19 protein-coding genes and 2 pseudogenes are annotated in these 21865 nt (G+C 38.5%); 5 read left to right on the top strand and 16 right to left on the bottom strand.

Going from position 1 to position 21865, the window contains the following annotated elements:
• Positions 1–73: 73 nt before the first annotated feature.
• The 3 genes from KHA94_RS22005 to KHA94_RS22015 are packed head-to-tail and all read right to left on the bottom strand — an operon-like array spanning position 74 to position 3925.
• Positions 74–1714, bottom strand: a complete 1641-nt coding sequence (locus tag KHA94_RS22005) for a flavin-containing monooxygenase (RefSeq protein WP_338030859.1) — start codon at positions 1712–1714, stop codon at positions 74–76.
• Positions 1711–2676: an alpha/beta hydrolase gene (locus KHA94_RS22010; RefSeq protein WP_213104259.1), complete on the bottom strand. Its 966-nt coding sequence runs from the start codon at positions 2674–2676 to the stop codon at positions 1711–1713. Before KHA94_RS22010 ends, KHA94_RS22005 begins: the two co-directional genes overlap by 4 nt.
• Before the next feature lie 28 nt (positions 2677–2704).
• Positions 2705–3925 (bottom strand): iron-containing alcohol dehydrogenase, encoded by a 1221-nt coding sequence (locus tag KHA94_RS22015; RefSeq protein WP_213104260.1) that lies wholly within the window; start codon positions 3923–3925, stop codon positions 2705–2707.
• A gap of 352 nt (positions 3926–4277) precedes the next feature.
• Here KHA94_RS22015 and KHA94_RS22020 point away from each other — a divergent pair, with 352 nt between their 5' ends.
• Positions 4278–4961, top strand: a complete 684-nt coding sequence (locus tag KHA94_RS22020; RefSeq protein WP_213104261.1) for a LuxR C-terminal-related transcriptional regulator — start codon at positions 4278–4280, stop codon at positions 4959–4961.
• Positions 4962–4994: 33 nt separating this feature from the next.
• Here the strand turns inward: KHA94_RS22020 and KHA94_RS26735 are convergent, their stop codons facing one another.
• The 5 genes from KHA94_RS26735 to KHA94_RS22035 form a co-directional block, all read right to left on the bottom strand.
• Positions 4995–5141 (bottom strand): helix-turn-helix domain-containing protein, encoded by a 147-nt coding sequence (locus tag KHA94_RS26735; protein WP_420828185.1) that lies wholly within the window; start codon positions 5139–5141, stop codon positions 4995–4997.
• A gap of 510 nt (positions 5142–5651) precedes the next feature.
• Positions 5652–6116 (bottom strand): GNAT family N-acetyltransferase, encoded by a 465-nt coding sequence (locus KHA94_RS22025; RefSeq protein WP_213104262.1) that lies wholly within the window; start codon positions 6114–6116, stop codon positions 5652–5654.
• Between the two features lie 25 nt (positions 6117–6141).
• Positions 6142–6270, bottom strand: coding sequence for a hypothetical protein (locus KHA94_RS26360; RefSeq protein ID WP_275950925.1), 129 nt, complete (start codon positions 6268–6270; stop codon positions 6142–6144).
• A gap of 403 nt (positions 6271–6673) precedes the next feature.
• Positions 6674–7711: an alpha/beta fold hydrolase gene (locus KHA94_RS22030; RefSeq protein ID WP_249365683.1), complete on the bottom strand. Its 1038-nt coding sequence runs from the start codon at positions 7709–7711 to the stop codon at positions 6674–6676.
• A complete protein-coding gene (locus tag KHA94_RS22035) occupies positions 7708–8271 on the bottom strand; it encodes a MarR family winged helix-turn-helix transcriptional regulator (RefSeq protein ID WP_213104263.1) in 564 nt (187 codons plus the stop codon). The genes KHA94_RS22030 and KHA94_RS22035 overlap by 4 nt, the downstream gene beginning before the upstream one ends.
• Positions 8272–8852: 581 nt before the next feature.
• Between KHA94_RS22035 and KHA94_RS22040 the strand changes: the two genes are divergently transcribed.
• Genes KHA94_RS22040 through KHA94_RS26805 form a run of 3 tightly spaced genes read left to right on the top strand, consistent with a single transcriptional unit; the run spans position 8853 to position 11251 of the window.
• A complete protein-coding gene (locus tag KHA94_RS22040; protein WP_213104264.1) occupies positions 8853–9077 on the top strand; it encodes a FeoA family protein in 225 nt (74 codons plus the stop codon).
• Positions 9077–11083 carry a ferrous iron transport protein B gene (feoB, locus tag KHA94_RS22045; protein ID WP_213104265.1) on the top strand — a complete coding sequence of 669 codons (2007 nt, stop codon included), beginning with the start codon at positions 9077–9079 and terminating at the stop codon, positions 11081–11083. The genes KHA94_RS22040 and feoB overlap by 1 nt, the downstream gene beginning before the upstream one ends.
• Before the next feature lie 18 nt (positions 11084–11101).
• Entirely contained in the window at positions 11102–11251 is a 150-nt protein-coding gene (locus tag KHA94_RS26805; RefSeq protein WP_213104266.1) for a FeoB-associated Cys-rich membrane protein, read from the top strand.
• A gap of 468 nt (positions 11252–11719) precedes the next feature.
• Here the strand turns inward: KHA94_RS26805 and KHA94_RS22055 are convergent, their stop codons facing one another.
• From KHA94_RS22055 to KHA94_RS22080, 6 genes and pseudogenes are all read right to left on the bottom strand, one after another.
• Positions 11720–13120, bottom strand: coding sequence for a VWA domain-containing protein (locus KHA94_RS22055; RefSeq protein WP_213104267.1), 1401 nt, complete (start codon positions 13118–13120; stop codon positions 11720–11722).
• A gap of 833 nt (positions 13121–13953) precedes the next feature.
• Entirely contained in the window at positions 13954–14703 is a 750-nt protein-coding gene (locus tag KHA94_RS22060) for an ABC transporter permease (RefSeq protein ID WP_213104268.1), read from the bottom strand.
• Positions 14704–15465 carry an ABC transporter ATP-binding protein gene (locus KHA94_RS22065; RefSeq protein ID WP_213104269.1) on the bottom strand — a complete coding sequence of 254 codons (762 nt, stop codon included), beginning with the start codon at positions 15463–15465 and terminating at the stop codon, positions 14704–14706. It abuts the gene before it with no gap.
• A 174-nt stretch (positions 15466–15639) separates the two neighbouring features.
• A complete protein-coding gene (locus KHA94_RS22070) occupies positions 15640–15981 on the bottom strand; it encodes a DUF1048 domain-containing protein (protein ID WP_213104270.1) in 342 nt (113 codons plus the stop codon).
• Between the two features lie 71 nt (positions 15982–16052).
• Positions 16053–16373: a PadR family transcriptional regulator gene (locus KHA94_RS22075; protein WP_213104271.1), complete on the bottom strand. Its 321-nt coding sequence runs from the start codon at positions 16371–16373 to the stop codon at positions 16053–16055.
• Between the two features lie 735 nt (positions 16374–17108).
• Positions 17109–17399, bottom strand: a pseudogene (locus tag KHA94_RS22080) (cytidine deaminase); the annotation flags it as partial.
• 31 nt (positions 17400–17430) lie between these two features.
• Between KHA94_RS22080 and KHA94_RS26085 the strand changes: the two are divergent.
• Positions 17431–17626, top strand: a pseudogene (locus KHA94_RS26085) (IS110 family transposase); the annotation flags it as partial.
• 336 nt (positions 17627–17962) lie between these two features.
• On the opposite strand, the gene KHA94_RS22085 reads toward KHA94_RS26085, so the two are convergent.
• Positions 17963–19672, bottom strand: a complete 1710-nt coding sequence (locus KHA94_RS22085) for a hypothetical protein (RefSeq protein WP_213104272.1) — start codon at positions 19670–19672, stop codon at positions 17963–17965.
• A gap of 551 nt (positions 19673–20223) precedes the next feature.
• A complete protein-coding gene (locus tag KHA94_RS22090) occupies positions 20224–21414 on the bottom strand; it encodes a multidrug effflux MFS transporter (RefSeq protein ID WP_213104273.1) in 1191 nt (396 codons plus the stop codon).
• Positions 21415–21865 lie beyond the last annotated feature (451 nt).

Here is a 21865-nt window from a genome sequence, read left to right on the forward strand (position 1 = left end):
TATCTACTGGAAAAGCCAAACTAGGAATGTCGACCTTTCCAGATTTAATGAAGCTAATCTGGATGCTTATGTGTCAGGAAACCGTCTCTTTCGAGGACGTGTGTATGAGAGAAAATCCCTCGTACCCTTTAGCCGCGACTTTGTCGCATATCTTACGGTATTCGCCAACACCCCCTACATAAATAAGGAATCCGCGTGGTTTATCTTTAATATTCGCACCTGTGTACCAAGAGTCAACTTTAGTAAGAAGCGTGGAGTCGGCTAACTCTTTGCAATGCTTACTCCAAGCCTCCTCTGCCTCCGCCTTTGCCTCAATCGTCTCCACCTCATGCTCGCGAAGATACTCAATACAATCGCCAATCCATTCAACGTGCTGCTCAATAGATACAGGCACATTGGACAATACGGATGGACTCTCTGGGCCGGTAATCATAAACATGTTCGGGAAACCGGCATTTGCGATACCGAGGTAGGTCCTTGTTTGTGTTCCGTTAGCCCATTTCTCCTTTAGTGACACCCCATCTTTACCACGGATATCAATCTTAAATAATGGTCCAGTCATCGCATCATAACCAGTAGCAAAAACAATGACATCCAGCTCATACTCCGTTTCAGAGGTTCTTAGCCCATTCGGTGTTATCTCCAGAATTGGTGCTGACTTTACATCTGCCAAAGTGACATTCTCACGGTTAAATGTCTCGTAATAATTTGTATCCAGAACTGGACGTTTTGCGGAATAATAGTAGCTTGGCTTCAGCTTCTCAGCTACCTTTGGATCTTTTACAATTTCATCTATCTTGGAACGGATAAATTCACTCGCAGTTTCGTTGGCTTCTCCGTTTACCAGCAAGTCATTATATGTTTGGCTAAATCCCAAACCTCCTCTTTCCCAAACCTTTTCGTATGCTAGATGGCGTTCCTCCGGTGTATCTTCAAGCGCAGACCGATCATTGACCACCGTATGAAGATATCCCATTTTAGACCACCGTATTTGTTCCTTAATCTCATTGTAATTTGCTTTCGTTTGAAGGATAAAATCCGGGTCATATCGATAGTTTTTCGCTGGAGTACTGAACGCTGGGGTCCGCTGAAAAACAGTTAGGTGTTTTGCTTCTTGGGCAATGACTGGGATAGCCTGGATACCGCTTGATCCCGTACCGATTACACCGACACGCTTCCCGCTAAAGTCTACTTTTTCATGGGGCCAATGTCCGGTATGATACGCCTCACCCTCAAAACGATCTAAGCCCTTAAAGTTGGGGATGTTGGAGGCAGATAGGCATCCTACTCCCGTGATAAAGTACTTAGCAGTCAAGGTCACGCCATCCTCTGTTAGGATCTTCCATCTGTTATTTACTTCGTCGTAATGAGCAGATGTAATGCGTGTATTGAATTGGATGTCACGGCGTAAGTCTAACTTATCTGCCACAAAGTTAAGATAACTTAATATTTCTGCCTGTTCTGGAAATCTAGAGTTCCATGTCCATTCCTGAATCAGCTCATCAGAGAAAGTATAATTATAAATGATACTCTCTGAGTCGCATCGCGCTCCAGGATAACGGTTCGCATACCAAACACCTCCTACATCAGCCGCGGCCTCAAAAGCACGGGTGGAAAATCCAGCTTCCCGTAAGCGAAATAGCATGTACAATCCCGAAAAACCAGCCCCGACAACGACAGCATCTAAATTCATGTTTTCACTATTTTTTGTCACTTTTTTATCCCTCCCTTTAAATCACCATTTGGATAAACCGTATGGTAAAAAGCCGAATGCAAATAGCGTGCTACTTGGTCAATAGCCATCTTGCCTTTATCCATAATCCCCGCCATCCAGAAGAATCCGTGAATCATTCCTTCATAGCAGATGTATTCTACCTGCACACCCGCTTGACGCAGCCGATCGGCATAGGCCAATCCCTCGTCACAAAGCGGATCATACTCTGCCGTAATGACGAATGCTGGGGGAAGTTGGCTTAGATCTTTAGCCTGCAGCGGTGCCGCGTAGAAGTTAAACTTGTCTTCTTCTTCATTTAGATATTGACTAGTAAACCATTCCATACTATCGCGGGTAAGGAAATATCCTTCCCCATTCGTCTCGTATGATGACGTACTAAAAGATAAATCCGTTACCGGATAGATTAAAACTTGTGCTATGAAAGTGGGGCCGTCCTGATTTTTGGCCATTAGGGAGACAGTAGCAGCTAGGTTTCCACCGGCACTATCCCCACCGATGGCGATCCTCGTCGGATCTCCATTCCACTCTCTCGCATGGGCTGCTACCCATGTTGCTGCTGCATAACAATCTTCGAGAGGAGTAGGGAACTTATATTCGGGAGACAAACGATAATCTACGGACACCACAATACACTCTGCCTGATTGGTCAGACTGCGGCAAGGTGAGTCTGCCGTATCAAGATCTCCAAAAACCCAGCCTCCGCCATGAAGGTAGATAAAAATCGGAAATAGACCTTCCCCTTCCGGTGTATACACCCTCACCTTGATTTCGCCATTTTTCACGGGAATAAAGAACTCCTCTACCTTTGCCACTGGCTCCCCTGGACCTGCTAGCTTTCTCAGTTCCGCCGCCCTAACCCTGTTTTGCTCAGGTGTCATAGTGGAGGTTGGTTCCCTTTCCCCTAATAGATTTAGGAAGGTTTTCGCTTGAGGATCTAACATGGTTGGATTGATTCCTCCTTGAACGTTGTTATAGGTTAGCCTTTTTGCCAGAAGCAAGTCCGGAAATTTCGTCCGTCACTTTGGTGATCACATCAGCTGGGATAAGGAACCGAGCGGAGGCTGGATCACCTTGCACTTCAGCCACAATGCTTTGAAGTAAATCCGAATCGAGTTTAAATTCAGCAAAGGTTTCAGGCAGCCCGATTTGTTGCCGCAGTTCGCGAATGAATCCGATAACCTCCCCCAAGCATTCCTGAGGATCAGAAGACGGATCTACAATTCCCAATGCATCGGCAAACCGCTTAATCTTCGGTAAATATAAGGAAGGCAGGGCAGCCATCATGTTCGGCAAGAGTACTGAATTGGCCAGGCCATGCGGAATTCTAAACTTTGCCCCAAATACATGGGCCATGTTATGCACCGGAACTCCATTGTTCCCAAAGCCAAATGCCGTTATTGCCATCGCACTTGCCATCAGCATGTTGGCCCTGGCTTCAAGATTAGATCCCTCTTTGACTGCGATCGGCAGATTCTCTACAATCAACTGGGCAGAATACAGAGCATAAGAATCCGTGAACGGAGTAGCTGTTGTTGAGAAATAACCTTCTATCGCATGCGTCAAAGCATCAAATCCCGTAAAGGCTGTTATTCTTGGCGGCAATCCAACCGTCAACTCGGGATCCAATATAGCCATGTCGGCATTGAGAAACGGGGTCCTCAGCACTACTTTCAAGCAGAGTTTTTCATTATATATGACAGCCATTGGCGATACTTCCGCACCCGTTCCCGCGGTGGTAGGAATCGCCACATGCGGGATGCCCATCGGTTGGGCTACCGGTGGAAATTCTCTAATGCTGATATGGAGAGCTTCCTCCGTATCAGCATACCCTTTATGGAGCATCCACTTGATGCCCTTTACAGCATCGAGTACGCTTCCACCTCCAAGAGCAATCAAAGAGTCTGCCTGATGCTCTTTAAAAAACCTGACAGCCTTGGTGACATTTTCCGCTTTGGCATCCTGTTCGATCTCGTCAAAGACACCAACAAGCTCTACGTTCTCCTGTATTCCTTTAAACAGATCAATAATTTGGGCAGCAACGCCAGCCTGGATTAATCCCTTATCCGTAAACAGGATGGCCCGCTTTCCGCCTAACCCCTGAATCATTTGCGGAAGTAAACTTCTTGACACCACTCCGCTAGATATGGATGTTCTTAAATGAAATTCAGAAAAAGTACTAATCATTTCCATCACTCGCTTTCTGAAAATAAGAATTCATTCAAATAGAAAATGTTTTATCATCTCTTAAACTTACATGGGTATTTTCACAGCTTGTAAGTGCTTACAATTTTAATAATAATCAGACTTTTTAAAATAATATACCCCCTAAAAATAGGGGGTATGTCTCTAAGAATCTTTTCTTCTACTTCTCAATTATTTATAGATGATCTATCCTTTACCTTATTTTCATCAATAGAACGGAACAAAAAGGGTAAAATTACACCACGATAAAATTTAAATAACATTGTTATAGGATTTATAATTAAATGTTTTTTTGTATAATAAGAATATTTAGACTATAAATCAAAAAGGGGATCAATCCATGCTTATTTCAGCTATAAAAGAGCAAATTCACTCCATTAAGTCAGTTCGTTCCCATGATGAAAAGCAAATCCTCGCCGTTCGAGGATTTATGGATCTTTTCCATTTTTCTCGTGTGGGGCTCTATTTCTATTCGACTTTAAGCAAAATCGGTGAAGGCATTTTAAGAATCGATAAACAAGGGATATCTTCCTTAAGAGAATGGAGAGAAGATGTTCGAAACATGCCGCCCATCTATTCGGCCATTCAAGAGAGAAAGCCGAAACATGTGGATTCCCTAATGATTCAGCAATTACCGGAAAAATACACCAAGGGAATGAAAACTGAAATTCTAGTAGTTCCCCTTAGCCATGGATCACACGTAGTTGGCTATGCTTGTATGGGGAGTACTGATTCCTTTACCGTTAGGGATAGCCTTCTTCACTCTTTGGATGTATATGGGCAACATTTAGGACAAATATTTGGAGAAGATGACTACTCTTTAGACCCTAAAAGACTTAGCAGGCGGGAAATTGAAGTATTGCAGAAAATGTCTTGGGGTAATAGCACGAAGGAAATGGCTGTATCCCTTGGGATTAGCGAATTTACCGTCCAGGATTATGTCCGATCCGCCATTCGAAAACTGGAAGTACTCAATCGAGTGCAAGGAGTGGCCGAAGCTTTGCGAAGAGGGATTATCCAATAATAAAACCCCTATAGACAATCATTCCTAAAGGGGTCAGAGTTCAATATCACTTAAAGTCCCTTGTGAAATTTCCACTACTTTTGCAAACTCAACTTGTGTATAAAAATTTTCTTTTCGTATTATTTTTATATGTTCGCCAATTGAGTCCATCACCTTATTCCTTAAGGATTTTTTATACATGTTTGAAAATTACCAACTTTATTTTTTCACAAATGTTCAGTAACAATATGGTTAGTAACCCAAAAATCCAATTGTCTAACCTACAGGGTTGGTACAAGATCGTGCATTGGAGCGAGTTCAACCGTGGGGCTATTTTGCGGCTCTAGAAGTTCCTGACTTATTTAGTAATATCCGAACTTTCTTCCGACAATTCCGTTAAAATTCGTTCTGAGCTAGGGCTTATGAGATAATTTTCGAAAGACTTATTCGAGACTAGTTTTATCATTTAAGAATTTTTGCTTTTTCTCACAAGATGATTTAAAGGATTTTGAAGAAATATTGGATTATTATTCTAATGATTTTAAATGCAGTTTTTCCTAAATAATTTTTTCCTCCTATATATGATATTTTAGGACTCATGAATCACTTTTCGTATTAGTTCAGCCCACTAAATATTTACTTATAGAAAAACTGCACCTCCAATTGTTAGTTGTGTCTAACAATTGGGGTGCAGTTCATAATGAGCCTTATTTATTTCATTTGTAATGGATTAAAAGAAAACTGAAATGTTTCTGACTGTTCACCACCGATTTTTTTGTAGAATTTAATAGCATGTTGATCAACTCCATCAGCTTGAACAAATAAATCTTGAATTCCTTTCGACTTACAAAAATCTATTATTTCATGAACTAACCTACTTCCAATTCCATTACGCTGATACTCTTTACCGACCGCCAAGTCGTATATATACATCGAAGATCCCTCTTGATCATACATCTCTAATTCGTATGCAGTTAATCCTCCTACAATCTTGTTATCGATACAGGCTACAAAACATACAAACTTAGGATTAATCAAAAGATTCCTGATATTTTTCGAGTTTACAAAATTCAAATTTGGTGATTCAAATTCCTTATTAAACAAAAGCACCAACTGAGAAAACTTAGAATCATCCCCACTTTGCAATTTCTTATATTCAACAACATTATTTTTCATCTTGATTCTCCTCGTCAGAAGTTTTTTACGATAAAGATTCCGATAATATCTTGCCCTTTAGTATGTGGTATTTCCTAAATCTGTACTCTTCACCAACGTCCGAACCTTTACCTTGTTTAATCCATTTTTCAATATCAGATGTCCTTTTTACCATAAAAAAAACACCCCTTTAGATAATAATAGCTAAAGGGGTAAAGCTTCGCATCTTTTTTGTAAACGTTGCGACTTTATTTCATTTTATTGTTTAAATTTGAGATGAATAGATCCCTTTAGTATTTAACAAGATTTTTAATAAACGCTTGTTCATATGTCCATCCCCCTCTTCTTCTCTAATTCTTGAATACGTAAATAGAGAAGGTTAGAGTATTTTCATTTGGAAATGTTCCTTTGAATGAATTCTTTCTACGGCATTTGTAGTTTACATGACTTTACGAATTGCACTTCTATAGTTTTAAAACTATCTAAGAAACGCCTGTGTTTTGAAACATAAGTAACCTGAGCTTGTTGAGTTTTACATTAGAGGTGCGTCTTTAGAGGAATTTTGGTGCGTGAAATTGTCATCTTACTTTACTTTCCAGATACTCATCATAAGCAATATCTTCTGACTTTTGTATAAAATGACATTTATTCTTTACTTCTGTGTTATTTATTTCTAATAAGGCATCAAAAAAAAGTTCTGGCTGTTCCATCATTGTCATATGTCCGGCATTGGGAATGACGTATATATTCTTATTGGGCGCATTGATCTCTTCAAAATATTTTTGGGCAATGATATATGGAGCCTGCCAGTCATTTCCGCCTAAAATATAATATATTGGGACTTGATATATTGCTGGTTCGTTACTTAGATTGAATTCACCTAGAAAACTATGAAGCTTTGCATTTGCTTGAAAAATCTTCATAAATGCGATAATATCCGAAAACTTGAAAATCGGACTTTTGAATACAGTGATCCACAAGGCGAGATCGATCTTCATTCCCAATTTATATTTTCCCTGCAGCTTTCTAACCTCATCACATTTTTTTAAAAATTTTTTGTTAAAAACGATTTTGTTGCCCGGATATTCACCTATTTTCTCAAGCCTTTTCATGGATCTTTTATCATCTGCTTGTTCAATCAGTTCTTTCACTTTTTTATAACCAACCTGCTCATTTTCGAGCATATTGATAACCTGCCCTACGCCTATATAATAGGCTACCTCTTCGGGATATTTTCTGATAAACACAGAACCTAAAACACTTCCCCATGAATGACCAAGTATTACTATCTTTTGCTTGTTATATTTTTTCTTCAGATATTGGATAACTTCAAACAAATCCTGTAGTATCAAATCGATTGTTGGGAGCTTATCAGGGTTTTTAGTCAGTGTCTTTCCCGCTCCGCGCTGGTCCCAATGAACAACTGTATAGATTTCCTCCCATTTTTCCTGAAATGCACATGTAAATAAGGATTCTACCGAACCGGGTCCTCCATGCAAAAATAGCATTACCGGGTTATCATAACTTGTTCCCAAGTGAAACATAAATTGTTTAATGCCATTAATTGATATATATTCTTCAAGATAAATTAGCCTCTTAAGCTTATTCTTCATCATTCCAACTCTCCATTTCTTGACTGATTTCTTCGTCTTTCAAATTCCTTTAATACTCTCTTTTGTACTTTATTCTGATTTTCATCCATTTCTAATTTACTCTCTTCCTCAAAACCATCTTGTTCCTCGCCGTCAAAACAATATAGTTTCTTTAATAACCTCCACATTGTTTCAAGATCTTCTGATGAGAAATTTTTAAAAAGTTCTTCCAAAAGGAATATTCCTCTTTCAGCGTCTACCAACAAGACCTGTTTTCCAGATTCCGTAATTTTCACATTGATCGCACGTTTATCTTTCTTGCTAGGTACTGTGATAACGTAACCCTTAGACTCAATAAGTGTTATCAACTGTTTCACACTCTGTTTTGTGGCCCCTAACTTTCTTGCAATATTATTTATAGTAGTTTCATCCTCGGGTAAATGAGCAATTGCCACCATTGTCATAAACTGTCTTGACGTTAAAAATTCTAGGTATTTATCACCTTTTACCTGAATCTTATTGGTAAGAGAAAATAATGTACCGTAAGTTTGCTGCATTAAAAACAGATCTCTGTATATATCCATAAACATCCCCCTCTATTTAGACAGTATAATGTCTAAATAGATAAAAATCGAACATTTTAGATTAGTCAATATACTATCTTTTTGTTCAAGAAAAAAAGGCATTTCTCGATCATTATGAAATGCCACTTTCATTAAAAAAGAACGCTACAATAACGTTCTTTCCATATTCACCTCAAAAATATCTCTCCAAAATCATTTATTATTTGAATAATTTTTGGTGTTAGACAACCTGGTTATCCTGGACTGTAACCAAAAACTCGATTGTGTTTACAGTCTTTTTTTAAACTTTATGAATATAGAAATAAGTATAATTTTGAAGTAATACTGTTATTTTCAAAACAAAGCAAGAATATTCTTATCAATCAAGTATCAATAAATGATTCTTCAAAGATTAATACCAAAAAATAATTTTTGTGTAATCAATAAAGATAATCGTTCTCAATTAGATTTTTTTTATGTATAATGACTTTAGTTAATATATTTGAATGTACCAGATTAATAGTTTGATAATGTTTATCATCATACTTTCTTTAAATAAAGTAATAAGTCTTTAGAAAATAAGTTGCAATAAGGTGATAATTATGTTGAGTCAATTAAAAATAGGTGATAAAGCAAAAATTACCGATATTACCTCGACTGAGAAGCTGGTTCGTAGAAGGCTCCTTGACCTTGGGATAAGCGAAGGCTCTGAAATATGCATAAAATGTGTGATGCCATTTGGTGGCCCTGTCATGATCGAATCATGTGGACAATGTGTTGGAATTAGAAGAAGAGAAGCAAATTGCATCGAGGTGGAAAAATTTTAATGGAAATCGCACTCTTAGGAAATCCCAACACTGGAAAAACATCATTATTTAACAATTTAACTGGCTCCTACGAATATGTCGGAAACTGGAGTGGAGTAACAGTTGAGAAAAAAATTGGTCAATTTAAAAATAAAAAGGATAAATTAATAGATTTACCAGGGATATATACATTTAATCCTTTGTCTAAAGATGAAGGAGTTGTGACAAACTTCTTTCTTACAGATAAGTTTGAGAAAGTAATTAATATTATTGATGCTTCACAACTGGAAAGGAATCTTCATCTGACAGTTCAGTTAATTGAGTTTGGAAAGCCAGCCGTTATTGGTCTAAATATGGTCGATGTGGCTAAGCATCGAGGGATTCAAATAAACCCTTCTGTTTTATCAAAAGAATTAGGAATAAGTGTGACACCTATAGTAGCTAGAACAGGAAAAGGTTGCGATGCTTTAGTTAAAGCTGCTTCCGAGCTAAATATCGTAAACTATCAAACAAATATTATTTCTTACGGAAATGAAATTGAGAAGGCGATATTAAATTTGGAGTCTCTTATTGGAGAACAATCGGAGCATTCGACACGTTGGTTAGCTTTACAGTTATTTGAAGGAAATCAATATGTAAAAGACTACCTAAGCCAATTTCTTGATTTGAAATTATTAAATGAATTAATTAATACTCTTCAAGATGATGTGATACAAGCTTATGGTACAAAGTCTCTTGATCAGTTTATTTATCAAAAAAGAAAAGCATTTATTCAATCAATTATTGAAATGGCAACGGAGAGAAAAGAAAAGAGTATTGTTCCACTATCAGAGAAAATCGATCAAATTGTCACGAATAAGGTATTAGGGCTTCCGATTTTCTTATTTATGATGTATTTCATGTTTATGCTCACATTCGATTGGCTTGGAACACCTCTATCTGATGCTTTAGATGCTTTCATATCAGGTCCTGTTTCCTCAGGAATAGATTCTTTATTGACAACACTTGGTGTTTCAAGCTTTATCCATGCTCTAGTTATTGATGGCATTGTAGCGGGTGTGGGTGGAGTATTAGTCTTTGTGCCACAAATTATTATTTTGTTCTTCTTTATTTCATTGCTAGAGGATTCTGGTTATATGGCTAGGGTTGCCCTTGTGATGGACAGAATTATGGAATCTGTTGGTTTAAACGGAAAAGCATTTATTCCAATGATAATTGGCTTTGGATGCAATGTTCCAGGCATTATGGCTGCTCGTACAATTGAAACACCGAGGGAAAGATTATTGACTATCTTACTCACACCGTTAATGTCATGTTCTGCGCGCTTACCTGTATATGCTCTTTTTGCTGGTGCTTTTTTTGCTAAAAATCAGGCATTAATTGTTCTATTCTTATATGTACTTGGAGTGGTCATTGCGCTAATTTTAGCAAAAATATTCTCAAAATCACTCTTAAAAGGGGAGACTTCCTTATTTGTAATTGAACTCCCTCCATACCGATTACCTCAGTTTCAAGCGTTATGGAGAGGGACATGGGATAAAGGAAAGGGCTTCTTACGGAAAGCAGGGACATTTATCTTTGCTGGGTCTGCCTTTATTTGGCTCTTAACCTATGCAGGGCCGAGTGGATTTAATGTTGAAATGGATCAAAGCTTTTTAGCGAAAATTGGAGGATTAATTGCTCCTATTTTTGAACCACTTGGTTTTGGTACATGGCAAGCAGGTGCCTCATTAATCACTGGATTTTTAGCTAAAGAAGTAATAATTTCAACGATGAATATTATTTATTTCGTTCCAGATGCAGCTTCACTACAAGGATTATTGATAGATCATTACACACCATTATCGGCATTAAGCTTTATGGCATTTATTCTTCTGTATATACCTTGTCTTGCAACTGTGGCAACGATATATAAAGAAACAGGTTCAAAAAAATGGTCTGTTTTTTCAATTGTGTATGCATTAATAATTGCTTATTTCATTTCGTTTATTATTTATCAAGGCGGAAAGTTAATCGGATTATCCTAATTGAAGAGGTGAAAGAAAATGATTGCAAGCATCATTATTGGATGCGCAATTTTTGGCTATTCCATTTGGGCATTGTATAAATTTATTAATCGCTCCAAGCAGGGAAAATGTGCAGCTTGTGAATTAAAAAAATCATGTTCAAGCCAATGTAGTCAGTCCAAAATATAATATTGATATATGGCCTTTCTCGTTCGGGAAATTTGTAAGTTATTTATGATACAGTCCTTCGTACTGATCCAAAACATATTATACTTAATATAAGATAACGTTAGTAACAAAGGCAGCCGATCACAATGACCGGCTGCCTTCTTTCATTTAAAAGCTACTAATTTTATATACCTTATTTTTTCGGCCATAAATGAGGAGGAACATATTGAACCATTTTTATAAAGCCCACAATGTTCATTTTATCTAGAATGACAACTTCATTATAAAGTGAAACTTCCATCAGTGGGGGTCTTACTGCCCGTTAATCTGCGATTAAATTTTTAACACGTTCTATTCAACTAAACTGGCGTGCGATAGTTAAAGAAAAAAATCCTGCAACCACAGGATTTTGTTGAGGAGCAGATTGGGGAGTCGCCCGATCATAGATCGCCAGATCGGGCTCAATCACTTTGGGGGCGCTGCATGGTGCTAATTATTATTCTTATCCGTTAAATCATCGATGTTCTGATCTCCTTCATCCTTGATATCATCATAAACCTGCTTACCGTTTTGGGAAACTTCGTTAAATAAACGCCTCCCTGTTTCATCTGCATAACTCCATGCGAAATTTTTGCGTTCGTTAATTTTTTTAAAGATCTCACTCCAGGGGAAATCATTTTCTTTCTTCGTTTTCAAATATTGGAGGGCTCCCAGCAGATTCGAATTTTCTTGGTTCGCCAGAAGCTGCATCGTTTCCCGTGTCTTATTGAGCGCTCCCTGTTTCTCTTCTTTTTGAATATTGGCCGCCCCTGTTCCTTTTTCTATCCATCGTGTCCACTCGCCTCGCAATCTTTCATACGCCTTGTTCAAATAATTTTTCAGTGCTTCGTCATTATCGATGGAAGTAAACTCTCCGCCGCCGGATGCGGCAACCTGACGAAGCATTTTTTGGCCCTCATCACCCACATCAAAGCCAATAATATTTACAATTGTTTTCACCTTTGATTGATTGAGCTCTCTTGCAACCTGTACGGGGTCGCCTCCGCAGGTTTCAATTCCATCGCTTACCACATATACGACCGAATCGGTGGTCTCAGGATCTATATCTTGCTTTACCGATTCCAGTGCATTCGCAATAGGTGTCCATCCAACGGGTTCTACATCTTGAAGAGCTGTTTTTATTTGATCAGTCTGCTTGCCTTGACCATGAAAGATTTCTTCTGTACTGCTGCAGGATAATTCCTTATCTTCTTGGCTTCCTGATCCTTTATGTCCATAGACCCGCAAAGATACCTCCGCATTTTTGGGCAGCTTATCCCCGAAGCTCTGAATAGCTTCTTTTGCGGAATCCATTTTTGATTTTCCTTGAATTTTCGCCTGCATGCTGCCGCTTGCATCCAGCAAGATTGAAATATGCAGCTTCTTGTTGGCGGGCAATGTAATCTTTTCATTAGGCCGTGGAATATTCACGGTAATCTCGGATTCAAAATTAATGAATGTAGTTACGTAAGGACGATAATCTTCAGCCAACAGAAGGAGCAGCTCTTCCATATATTGATCGGATGTCAAGCTGGTTGGCAACTGATCCAAAGCCTCTTGAACATTCTGATCATCATAGCTGGAACCGGCAAAACGCCCTGGGGGTTTCATTAAGATTTGTTCATCTGTCAGAACAATCTGATTTTTACTTTGATTCGAATCCGAGGAGGGCTGAGTGTTTGAATCATTTTCTGGACTATTCTCTGCCGATTCTTTACTCTGGTTCAAATCCGACGGGCTCTGAGTGCTCGAAGTGGTCTGAGTGTTAGAAGCATTCTTTTCTGGTTCGTTATTGCAACCTGCAAGGAATACGATCATCGTTAAAACGATAAAGATTGAATTTCTGATCATCAACTTACCTCCGAAAAATCTTCTAAAGTATGCGCATGAGCGTGCAAGTCGGGCTGAATATTCGCGATGGACAAGCCCGAAATGTACACTTACAGCGATAACCAGCACCCTATTGCGCAGATGGTTCAAAGCGACGGATCACGTTCCGGATCCGCGATATTGTGTTCACTCTCCCCCCTTCTTCAAACTCCATTATGCGCCGCAATTCTTATAACGAGATGATTTATTCCAGCTCTTCAGCCTGCTGCACAATCCCGGTGCTTTTGAAGCAATTTTTCCCCATCCCGTTATATTACGTATTCGGGAAATTCGGTGACATTCCTTTTTTAAATCTCAGATTCCTTCAGCGGCAGATTGGTTGCAGAACGCATGTTCGTTATAATGGATTCATATTATTGGAAAAAGGATATAATTTATGGTGCGTATTGATGAAATCGAGTCCGATGTGTTTTGTCTTTCGATCTTCTCAACGGAAGCGGGATTCCAGTACAATGTATTTTTAGTTCGAGATGAGGAGCCTCTTTTGCATCATACAGGCCCTAAGTCGCTTTTTCCTCAGTTCAGTCAAGCAGTTGCCAGCCTAATTGATCTTAAACAATTGCGCGGATGCAGGATTCCTTTATGAAGAGACCGACCGGACACTCTTTACTTCTGACTTGTTTCATCAGGACGGTTGCATTAGTAAAAACCCGATTGGGTGATGATTGAAAAACCACAGAGTACAAATTGTTTCTCCCGTTCTTTTCTCAGTCCTCTTCCCGCTCTGGAACGAACTTAGTTCCAAAAGGGTAGAACAAAGTTGCATTGAAACGGATAATCCCATAATGGTGTACTTACCCTAACTGGCGTTTAAATGCTTTACTGGCGAAGAAGTAAGCGATGACCATGATGCCGACGCACCAGGCAAGCGCGATCCAGATATCGTTGCCAACGGACCCTTCATACAAGAGGGCACGAACCGCATTCACGATTGAAGTCACGGGCTGGTTCTCAGCGAACGCACGGACAAGTTTAGGCATGGTTTCGGTTGGGACAAAGGCCGAACTGATAAACGGCAGGAAAATCAACGGGTACGAGTAAGCTGTCGCCCCTTCCATAGACTTAGCTGTCAATCCGGGAATGACCGCCAGCCATGTCAGCGCCAGCGTAAACAGCCCTAGTATCCCAGTTACCGCGAGCCAATCCAGGATATCAGCACTGGAACGGAAGCCCATCAAGAGCGCGACAAGGATAACCACCACGACAGTAAGCGCATTGGAAACAAGCGAGGTCAACACGTGAGCCCACAATACCGACGAGCGCTTGATGGGCATGGTAATGAAACGTGCCATCAGCCCGCTCTTTACATCGTTAAACAGCCGCAAGGAAGTGTAAGCGACGCCGGATGCGATAGCCATCAGCAAGATTCCCGGCAATAAATAATTGACGTAGTTGTCCGTGCCTGTCTCTATGGCGCCGCCAAATACGTAGACAAACAGCAGCAACATCATAATCGGCGTAATCGCCACCGTGATAATCGTATCCGGGCTGCGCATGATGTTGCGCATTAAACGCCCTAGTAATACCCCTGTTTTGCTTTTCATTTACATCTCCTCCTTTTTGCCGATGATCGCGAGGAAAATTTCCTCCAATGTCGGCTGCTTCTCGATATACTCCACTTTCGCTGGCGGGAACATCTCTTTGAGTTCGGTAAGGGTACCGGTCGTGATGATTTTTCCGTCATGCAGGATGGCGATACGGTCCGCCAGTTGTTCGGCTTCCTCTAGGTACTGGGTCGTCAGCAAGATGGTCGTGCCGCCGCCGGCAAGCTCCTTGACGGTATCCCAGACTTCAATCCGCGCTTCGGGATCAAGCCCTGTCGTCGGTTCGTCGAGAAAAATAACTGCTGGGGTCCCGATCAGGCTCATGGCGATGTCAAGCCGGCGCTTCATCCCGCCGGAATACTGGTCCGCCCGGCGGTTAGCCGCATCAGTCAGGCTGAATCTTGCAAGCAGATTGTCGACGACCCCGGCGGGATTGGAAACTCCCCGCAACTTGGCGATCATCATCAGGTTTTCCCGCCCGGTGAGGATGCCGTCTAAAGCTGCGAACTGCCCTGTCAGGCTGATGCTCTGGCGAACATGATCCGGTTGACGCTGAACGTCAAAGCCGCAAATACCTACTTCGCCGCCATCGGGCTTCATCAGCGTCGAGAGTATGTTGACCGTCGTCGTCTTGCCCGCTCCATTTGAGCCCAGCAGTGCGAAAATTTCGCCACGTTGCACCTCAAAATCCACTCCCTTTAAGACTTCCTTGTCTTTAAAGGATTTTTTTAACCCTTTTACAGAAATCACTGCATTACTCATAATTTTTTCCTCCTTATAAAAAGCGCCTTGCGGAGCTAGATTGTCTATACTCTTCTATTTAGTCTGACTGATAATCAGTATCACTTATTACTGGGGTAAAAATATAACTGAATAGTGAAGGTGGTGGCAATTCACATTTGTAACCAGCTATTCAGTCGGTATTATCTATTGAATTTACTTTTTTCCCAATCGCTTCATGATACTCTGATTCAAATCTTCACGATACTTGGCGATATAGGTTCTAGCGTTTGCCACTAGTTCGTCGGCAAAGGACGCCACGTCGTCCCCAGTGATTTCCAGCACTTGTCTACCTTCCGCCGCACCGGCTTCGAACAACTCGATTAATTCATACTGCATGTGCAGCATATCCATCCCGTTGCCCGCTGCGAAATTCCACATGTAGTTTTGAATTTTCTTAAATACAAACTGGTAGTCCTCTGGCAGGGCTTCAACCCGTGCCATCATCATTTTGTACTCTTTTTTATCACCAATCATTTTTTTGAACATTTCCATCATGTTATCTTTCCTCCTTTTTTATACAGCTGAACAAGACACTCCAAAAATATCGGACGGAATATCTTATGTAGCTAAATTGACTTTAAGACGTTGATTTTTGATGATACAAAGTCCCATTTTTTCCAAAACAATTCAAGTTCCTGGCGGCCAGCCTCATTAAGTGAGTAAAACTTGCGGGGCGGCCCCATATCTGACGGTTTCTTTTCGATATTCACAAGTTCTTTCTTTTCTAATCGCACAAGGATGGTGTAGACCGTCCCTTCCACGACTTCGGTAAACCCAAGCTCGTTCAGGCGGCGGGTAATCTCGTATCCATAGGTTTCATGGCGGCTGATGATTTCCAGCACGCAGCCCTCCAGCGAACCCTTCAGCATTTCAGTTAAATTTTCCATGTTCAGAGTCTCCTTTACCCTCCTATTTTGTCTGACTTATATTCAGTACAACATAGTACTAAGGGAAATTTTTACTGAATAGCTTTTGGGAATTACGCTATTCAGTATTGCTTATTACAAGTACATTGTATAACCGAGTAGAAAGGAAGTCAACTATTTTTCTTAAAAATATTTTTGCAACCTCACTATTCAGTGGTGTTGGTATCCAGTGTAACTTACTACAAGTATATCGTAACACGCAGTAGAAGTACTGTCAACTGGATTTTCTAATTATTTTTAAAACCATCTATCCCCATTGGATACAGCCGATTTTCTTTATGGAGCTTTTACTTCCTCCTATGCTTCTTTCACATGATTACACCGCGAATCATTCCCATCCAGCAGCTATACATGTAAATATGGCAATTCTATCCCTCCATTATTTTTCGATTTTTTTATTCACTACTTGCTCATTAACTTTTTTAAGTAAAAAGCCGTCTTCTGTTTCAATGAGTATAATTTGGTCTCCGATTGAAACATTTAATTGTTCTAGATAATGGGTAGCTTTTGTTTAAGAAGGAAATTAAATATTATTGGTTAGAAAAAAAGGAATGTCTCCAAAATTGAGACATTCCTTTAGATTTATCTAGAGTACAACTTACTTTCAATCAGACAATAATTTGCAGAGATTACATAGTAAAGTTGATTAATTTGGAAAGCGAATTGCTAACAATTGCCCTTTAACTATTGAAACTATTAATTTCGGGTATATTTGAGTGGAATGAGTTCTTCAATCTTAGTTTTGACTAACTCTCCATTCTCTTCTATTAACACAAAACAATCTGGTGCATAGTCTGAAATCAACTCCCTACACATACCACAAGGACTTACTACTCGAATACTTCTATCTACTGCATCAGAATAAGGGTGTCTAACAGCTACAATCGTGTCAAAATCCTTTTGTCCATTCGAAATCGCACTACCAATCGCAATGGCTTCTGCACAAACCGTTACTCGTCCTATTTACGCTTCAATATGTACTGCCGAACAACTTTATTGTCACTCTACACTAATATGCGGTATAAGAGATGCACGTAAGCAAAAAACAAGTGATGAGATTTGACCCTAGAAATAAGAGATTGAGAAAGTTTTACGACAAAAAACGAGAAGAAGGAAAATCTTTTAGAGTAGCAATAATTCCTTGTGCGAATAAGCTCTTTCATTGGATCTATGCACTATTAAAAAGTAGAACAACTTTCCAAAATATGGTTTAGAAATCATATCTAAGTAAATAAAACAAAACCTTCCAATTAGATTAAGGAAGGTTATTTAGCATACTCATTTTTAGTATATCATGTAGGTTTTATATTTTTTATTGAAAAATGTTGACAATCTATTAGCTGGTTTTGTGGAAGATGAGTATAACACTCCAAAAAATGAGTGAAAAGTTGTCAAAAATAATTTTAAGCTAGAATGTAATGCGCTATTTGTCGCTGATTGACTGATAAAAATAAGGGTACCAATCATTATCCGATTGGTACCCTTATTCTATGTGATATTTATTGTTTTTCCCTAAAACTAAATTCTGACCTATCAGGAAAAACCTTCAATTACTGAATAATTTTATTTCCTTCAACCTTATACGTTTTTATAGCGTATGTTGGTAGTTTTGAAGAATATAATTCTTCGACTGAAATAATAACTAATTTCCCATTTTGATAAAATACGTTTTGGATATCTCCGCTCATTACATAATGCTTTTCTCTTTCCATTGTTTTGTAATTGTAAACATCTAGATTTTTTCCATAACTTGTATAGAAGAATCCTTCATTCATGTTAAAGGTGATTTGTTCAAAAGGAAAATATAGTTTTGTTAGGTACTTCATATTCATTGCCTTGGCATCAGAAGCAATCATAATGACACCAGAACCGTTAAAAATATATTTTCCATCAGGAGAAATAGTCATATTTGTATTAAGCTGGTAATCACCATGGTAAGGTGAGTCGTATCCTGTTGTTATTTTACCATCTACAATTAAGTGGCATTCAACATCTCTTGGACTTACAGTCGTATCAATGACATAGAGCTTATCTAAACTTGGGTGCATTTCTAAAAAACTCTTATGGTAAACTGAGCCGCTCTTTGATGTTTCAAGTAGAGTTTCTCTTGAATATCCTTTAATATTTGTCCATTGTCCTGAACCACTTGATACATAAATAGACTTTCCATCTGCAACAATATCAAATGGATCGATATCAATATTAAACTGTTCTGCTAATGTAAAAGTAGCAGTATCAATAATGGCAATGGCTCCTTCTTGATATTCTTTCCACCAATAAGGACTATGTGTACCTTTCAATAAGGCGACATAAAGCTCATTATTGTAAAAATAAATTCTTTCGGGAATTAAGTTCATTGTAAGCCGCTGAACTTTACCAGTTTCATAGTTGATTTCTAGAACATCTTTATTTTCATTTAACGCATAAATAATAGGCTGTGATGGATGTATAACAGCCTCCCGAATTAAATCAGATAAATACAAGAACGATTTATCTAGCAGACTGTCTCCTTGAATGGTCTTTTTAGCCTCATCTAATTTTGTATGTAATAGTTGTCTAGCTTTTTCATCATGTATTTTATTAACAGTTGATTCAATTTCCTTAACGGTCAAAAGTAATTCTTCCTTGTTTTTATTATTAGCAATAGATTGATGCAGTTGGTCTATTTCCATTTTTACACTTATGACAGATTTTGTAGATTGTATAGCTTTTTCCCCTGGACTTTTATATTTGTCTATTATCGCATCTCTTGTTGACTTACCATATACACGATATAGTAATATCGCTTGCTTCCTAATCTCACTAGATAAATCATGATAAGCCTTTTCGGTTTGATCACTTAGCGGATTCAATCCATACGCTTCATAAAAGTCATTTGTTTTATACATGATCTTTTTTCCGGACATTATAGCGTCAATATAAGCCATAGACCTATTAAAATGAATGTCTACGTTGCTCTCCATTCTTTTAGTTAATTTAACTTTTTCCTGAGCTGGAAGACTTTTGATTGCATTGTATGCTAATTGTCTAGCATGTTTTGTAGTATTATATAAATCCATATTCGGTAATGTAACAGGATCTGAATACTTTATTTTTCTATGCTCTAAAGAAATTTCCCATTTTAATACTGTTGCAGCATTCTCAGCTTTTTGAACCAGCTTCTCTGCTTCTGACAGGGAAGTAGCATTGCTTTTACTAGGCATTATCATAATAACAACAGCTAAAATAATGACTGTCGATAAAAAATTCCATTTCTTCACTTAATTGCTCTCCTTATCCTATTAAGAATCTTGAAAAAACTATATCTTATCTATTCTAATAGATTTGGGTAGAGATGTATAATGGTAAAAAGTTCTAGTCTGAAACAGAATACATGCTTATTTTTTATATTTATTTAAATTAAATTATGATAATTTGTAAAAAAGTTCGGTAACTAATAAAAATGATTGATAAATTAAAACAAAGTTTGATAAAAATCTATTGTTGACACATAAAAATCTTTGTCCATCATTTCCTCCTGCTTTTCCCCCAAAAATTTTTAAAACGACAACACATGTAGCTTTAAAATAAAGTTTGATCAAAAATACCACGAAAACCCAGATTTTACGATAAATAAAAAGAATCCATTTTGAAAAAAGATTGATCAAAATGGATTCTTACCCAGCAGATTAAGTTTAGTTTTTATAAAAAAGTTTAATCACTTTCGAGGTGCCTAAAGTTTATTTCGACTTGGCTTATAAATGATATAGTGACCCCTATTACGTAGCGTGAGGGTCAAGCATTTATCTTTTTTTAAGCATCGCGACATTATTCAAAACATCGCCTCTTTTTTATAAAGTAAGGGTAAGCTTATTAAAAGCATAACAATCCCTAGTGCTAAAAAATATAGTGGCATCGCAAGGACTGTTCCGTTATGGAAAACGCTCATACCATAGATTGTAGCGCTGACAAGTAAATAATAACCTAAGCTAAATATCGCACCCGCAGAACCAATGACGTCTTGAAAGTCAATGAGCGCTAAGCTTAAACAGTTTGGTAAAGCGGTACCTGTACCAAATAAAATAATGAACACACTAACAATCATGGTCGGCATTTGTAATGAAATCGGTAAAAAATGTACCGATGTAGCGAGCAATGTACCGATGAGCATAATGGCTAACCCGCGTACGATAATCTTCTCAGGTTTTGTGTGGCTAACGAGTCGTTTAGAAGCAACCGCACCTGCGATAGAAGCGAGCGCAACGATAATGCCTAAAAAACCATACATCGCACTTGTTAGTGTAAAGTATTGCGTAAAAATAAATGGTGCTTCGGTATAAAAGCTAAATAATACACCGTTAATACCGCCAATTAATACGCCGTAGCGCCATAGACGCGCATTTGTAATCATGCGCTTTACTATTGGTAGTAGAGGCTTCATTTCAATTGTAGCAAGCGCTGTTTCAGGTAAGCGTAAAAACGCATAGCAAAATACAATAACGCTCATAGCGACTAACACCAAAAATACGACTTTAAAGCCAAAATAATAATCGGTAAAGCCACCGATTAACGGGCCAATGGCAGGTGTGAAGGCAAGGGCAGCTGAAATTTGAGCAAACAATTTATGACGCTCAACGCCAGAAAAGCTTTCACGCAAAATCGTTTGTGTCACGACAGAGCCAACACTTGCACCAAACGCTTGAATAAAGCGAGCGACTAATAAAACCACCATTTCATTTGCTACTAAACAAAGTACGTTACCAACAAAATATAAAAACAGCCCATAAAGCATTGCCTTGCGACGACCGATTTTATCGGATAAACGCCCAAAGAAAAATACCCCGAAGGCAAAAGCGATAAAGTACACACTCATCGTTAGCTGTGCATCACTCATAGAAGTTTCAAACGCTTCTGCGATAGAAGGTAATGATGGGCTAAAAATGGTTTCACTAATTTGTGGGAAGCCTACTAATACAATTAGTAATAATAAGCTAGGTGTTTTGTTTCCGATGTTTTTCTTCAAAATAATCCTCTCCTAGATAATTATAGGTTTGAAAGAAAAACATCGTAGCTTGGGAAATGGTGGCTTCACGAGTTTAATTTTTTCTAAATTACTCATGAATTCACTTCCTTCCAATTAAAAATACATAAAAAATTATACCATCTAAAGGAAACTTTTTTCATGCATTTATTTTTATAAAAATCTTTTTTCTCATGTAGTTGAATAATTAAAAGGTATTCTCACCCCCTTGCCATTCCTGCCTTTTTTCGCTATTTTTCTTATGCTTCCTTCTATAAAACCTTGATTTACCAAGCTATTTCACGCTTTTAATCAAACGTTTGATTAGATTTAGATGACGTACCAACAGTACGCTTTCCCACTTTTTTTCGAGCTTTTTTGCCTTATAAAACAAAAAACACGAGGAAAACTGGAGGGTTTCTCCAATTTTCACTCGTGTTAGGAAACAATTAAT

This window comes from Cytobacillus citreus (genome assembly GCF_018343665.1).
GTDB classification, from domain to species: Bacteria; Bacillota; Bacilli; order Bacillales; family Cytobacillaceae; genus Cytobacillus; species Cytobacillus citreus.

Coding starts and splice junctions, on each gene's coding strand:
- KHA94_RS22010 (WP_213104259.1), bottom strand. CDS start 2,676: ATGTTAGATCCTCAAGCGAAAACCTTCCTAAATCTATTAGGGGAAAGG.
- KHA94_RS22015 (WP_213104260.1), bottom strand. CDS start 3,925: ATGGAAATGATTAGTACTTTTTCTGAATTTCATTTAAGAACATCCATA.
- KHA94_RS22020 (WP_213104261.1), top strand. CDS start 4,278: ATGCTTATTTCAGCTATAAAAGAGCAAATTCACTCCATTAAGTCAGTT.
- KHA94_RS26735 (WP_420828185.1), bottom strand. CDS start 5,141: ATGTATAAAAAATCCTTAAGGAATAAGGTGATGGACTCAATTGGCGAA.
- KHA94_RS22025 (WP_213104262.1), bottom strand. CDS start 6,116: ATGAAAAATAATGTTGTTGAATATAAGAAATTGCAAAGTGGGGATGAT.
- KHA94_RS26360 (WP_275950925.1), bottom strand. CDS start 6,270: ATGGTAAAAAGGACATCTGATATTGAAAAATGGATTAAACAAGGTAAA.
- KHA94_RS22030 (WP_249365683.1), bottom strand. CDS start 7,711: ATGATGAAGAATAAGCTTAAGAGGCTAATTTATCTTGAAGAATATATA.
- KHA94_RS22035 (WP_213104263.1), bottom strand. CDS start 8,271: ATGGATATATACAGAGATCTGTTTTTAATGCAGCAAACTTACGGTACA.
- KHA94_RS22040 (WP_213104264.1), top strand. CDS start 8,853: ATGTTGAGTCAATTAAAAATAGGTGATAAAGCAAAAATTACCGATATT.
- feoB (WP_213104265.1), top strand. CDS start 9,077: ATGGAAATCGCACTCTTAGGAAATCCCAACACTGGAAAAACATCATTA.
- KHA94_RS26805 (WP_213104266.1), top strand. CDS start 11,102: ATGATTGCAAGCATCATTATTGGATGCGCAATTTTTGGCTATTCCATT.
- KHA94_RS22055 (WP_213104267.1), bottom strand. CDS start 13,120: ATGATCAGAAATTCAATCTTTATCGTTTTAACGATGATCGTATTCCTT.
- KHA94_RS22060 (WP_213104268.1), bottom strand. CDS start 14,703: ATGAAAAGCAAAACAGGGGTATTACTAGGGCGTTTAATGCGCAACATC.
- KHA94_RS22065 (WP_213104269.1), bottom strand. CDS start 15,465: ATGAGTAATGCAGTGATTTCTGTAAAAGGGTTAAAAAAATCCTTTAAA.
- KHA94_RS22070 (WP_213104270.1), bottom strand. CDS start 15,981: ATGATGGAAATGTTCAAAAAAATGATTGGTGATAAAAAAGAGTACAAA.
- KHA94_RS22075 (WP_213104271.1), bottom strand. CDS start 16,373: ATGGAAAATTTAACTGAAATGCTGAAGGGTTCGCTGGAGGGCTGCGTG.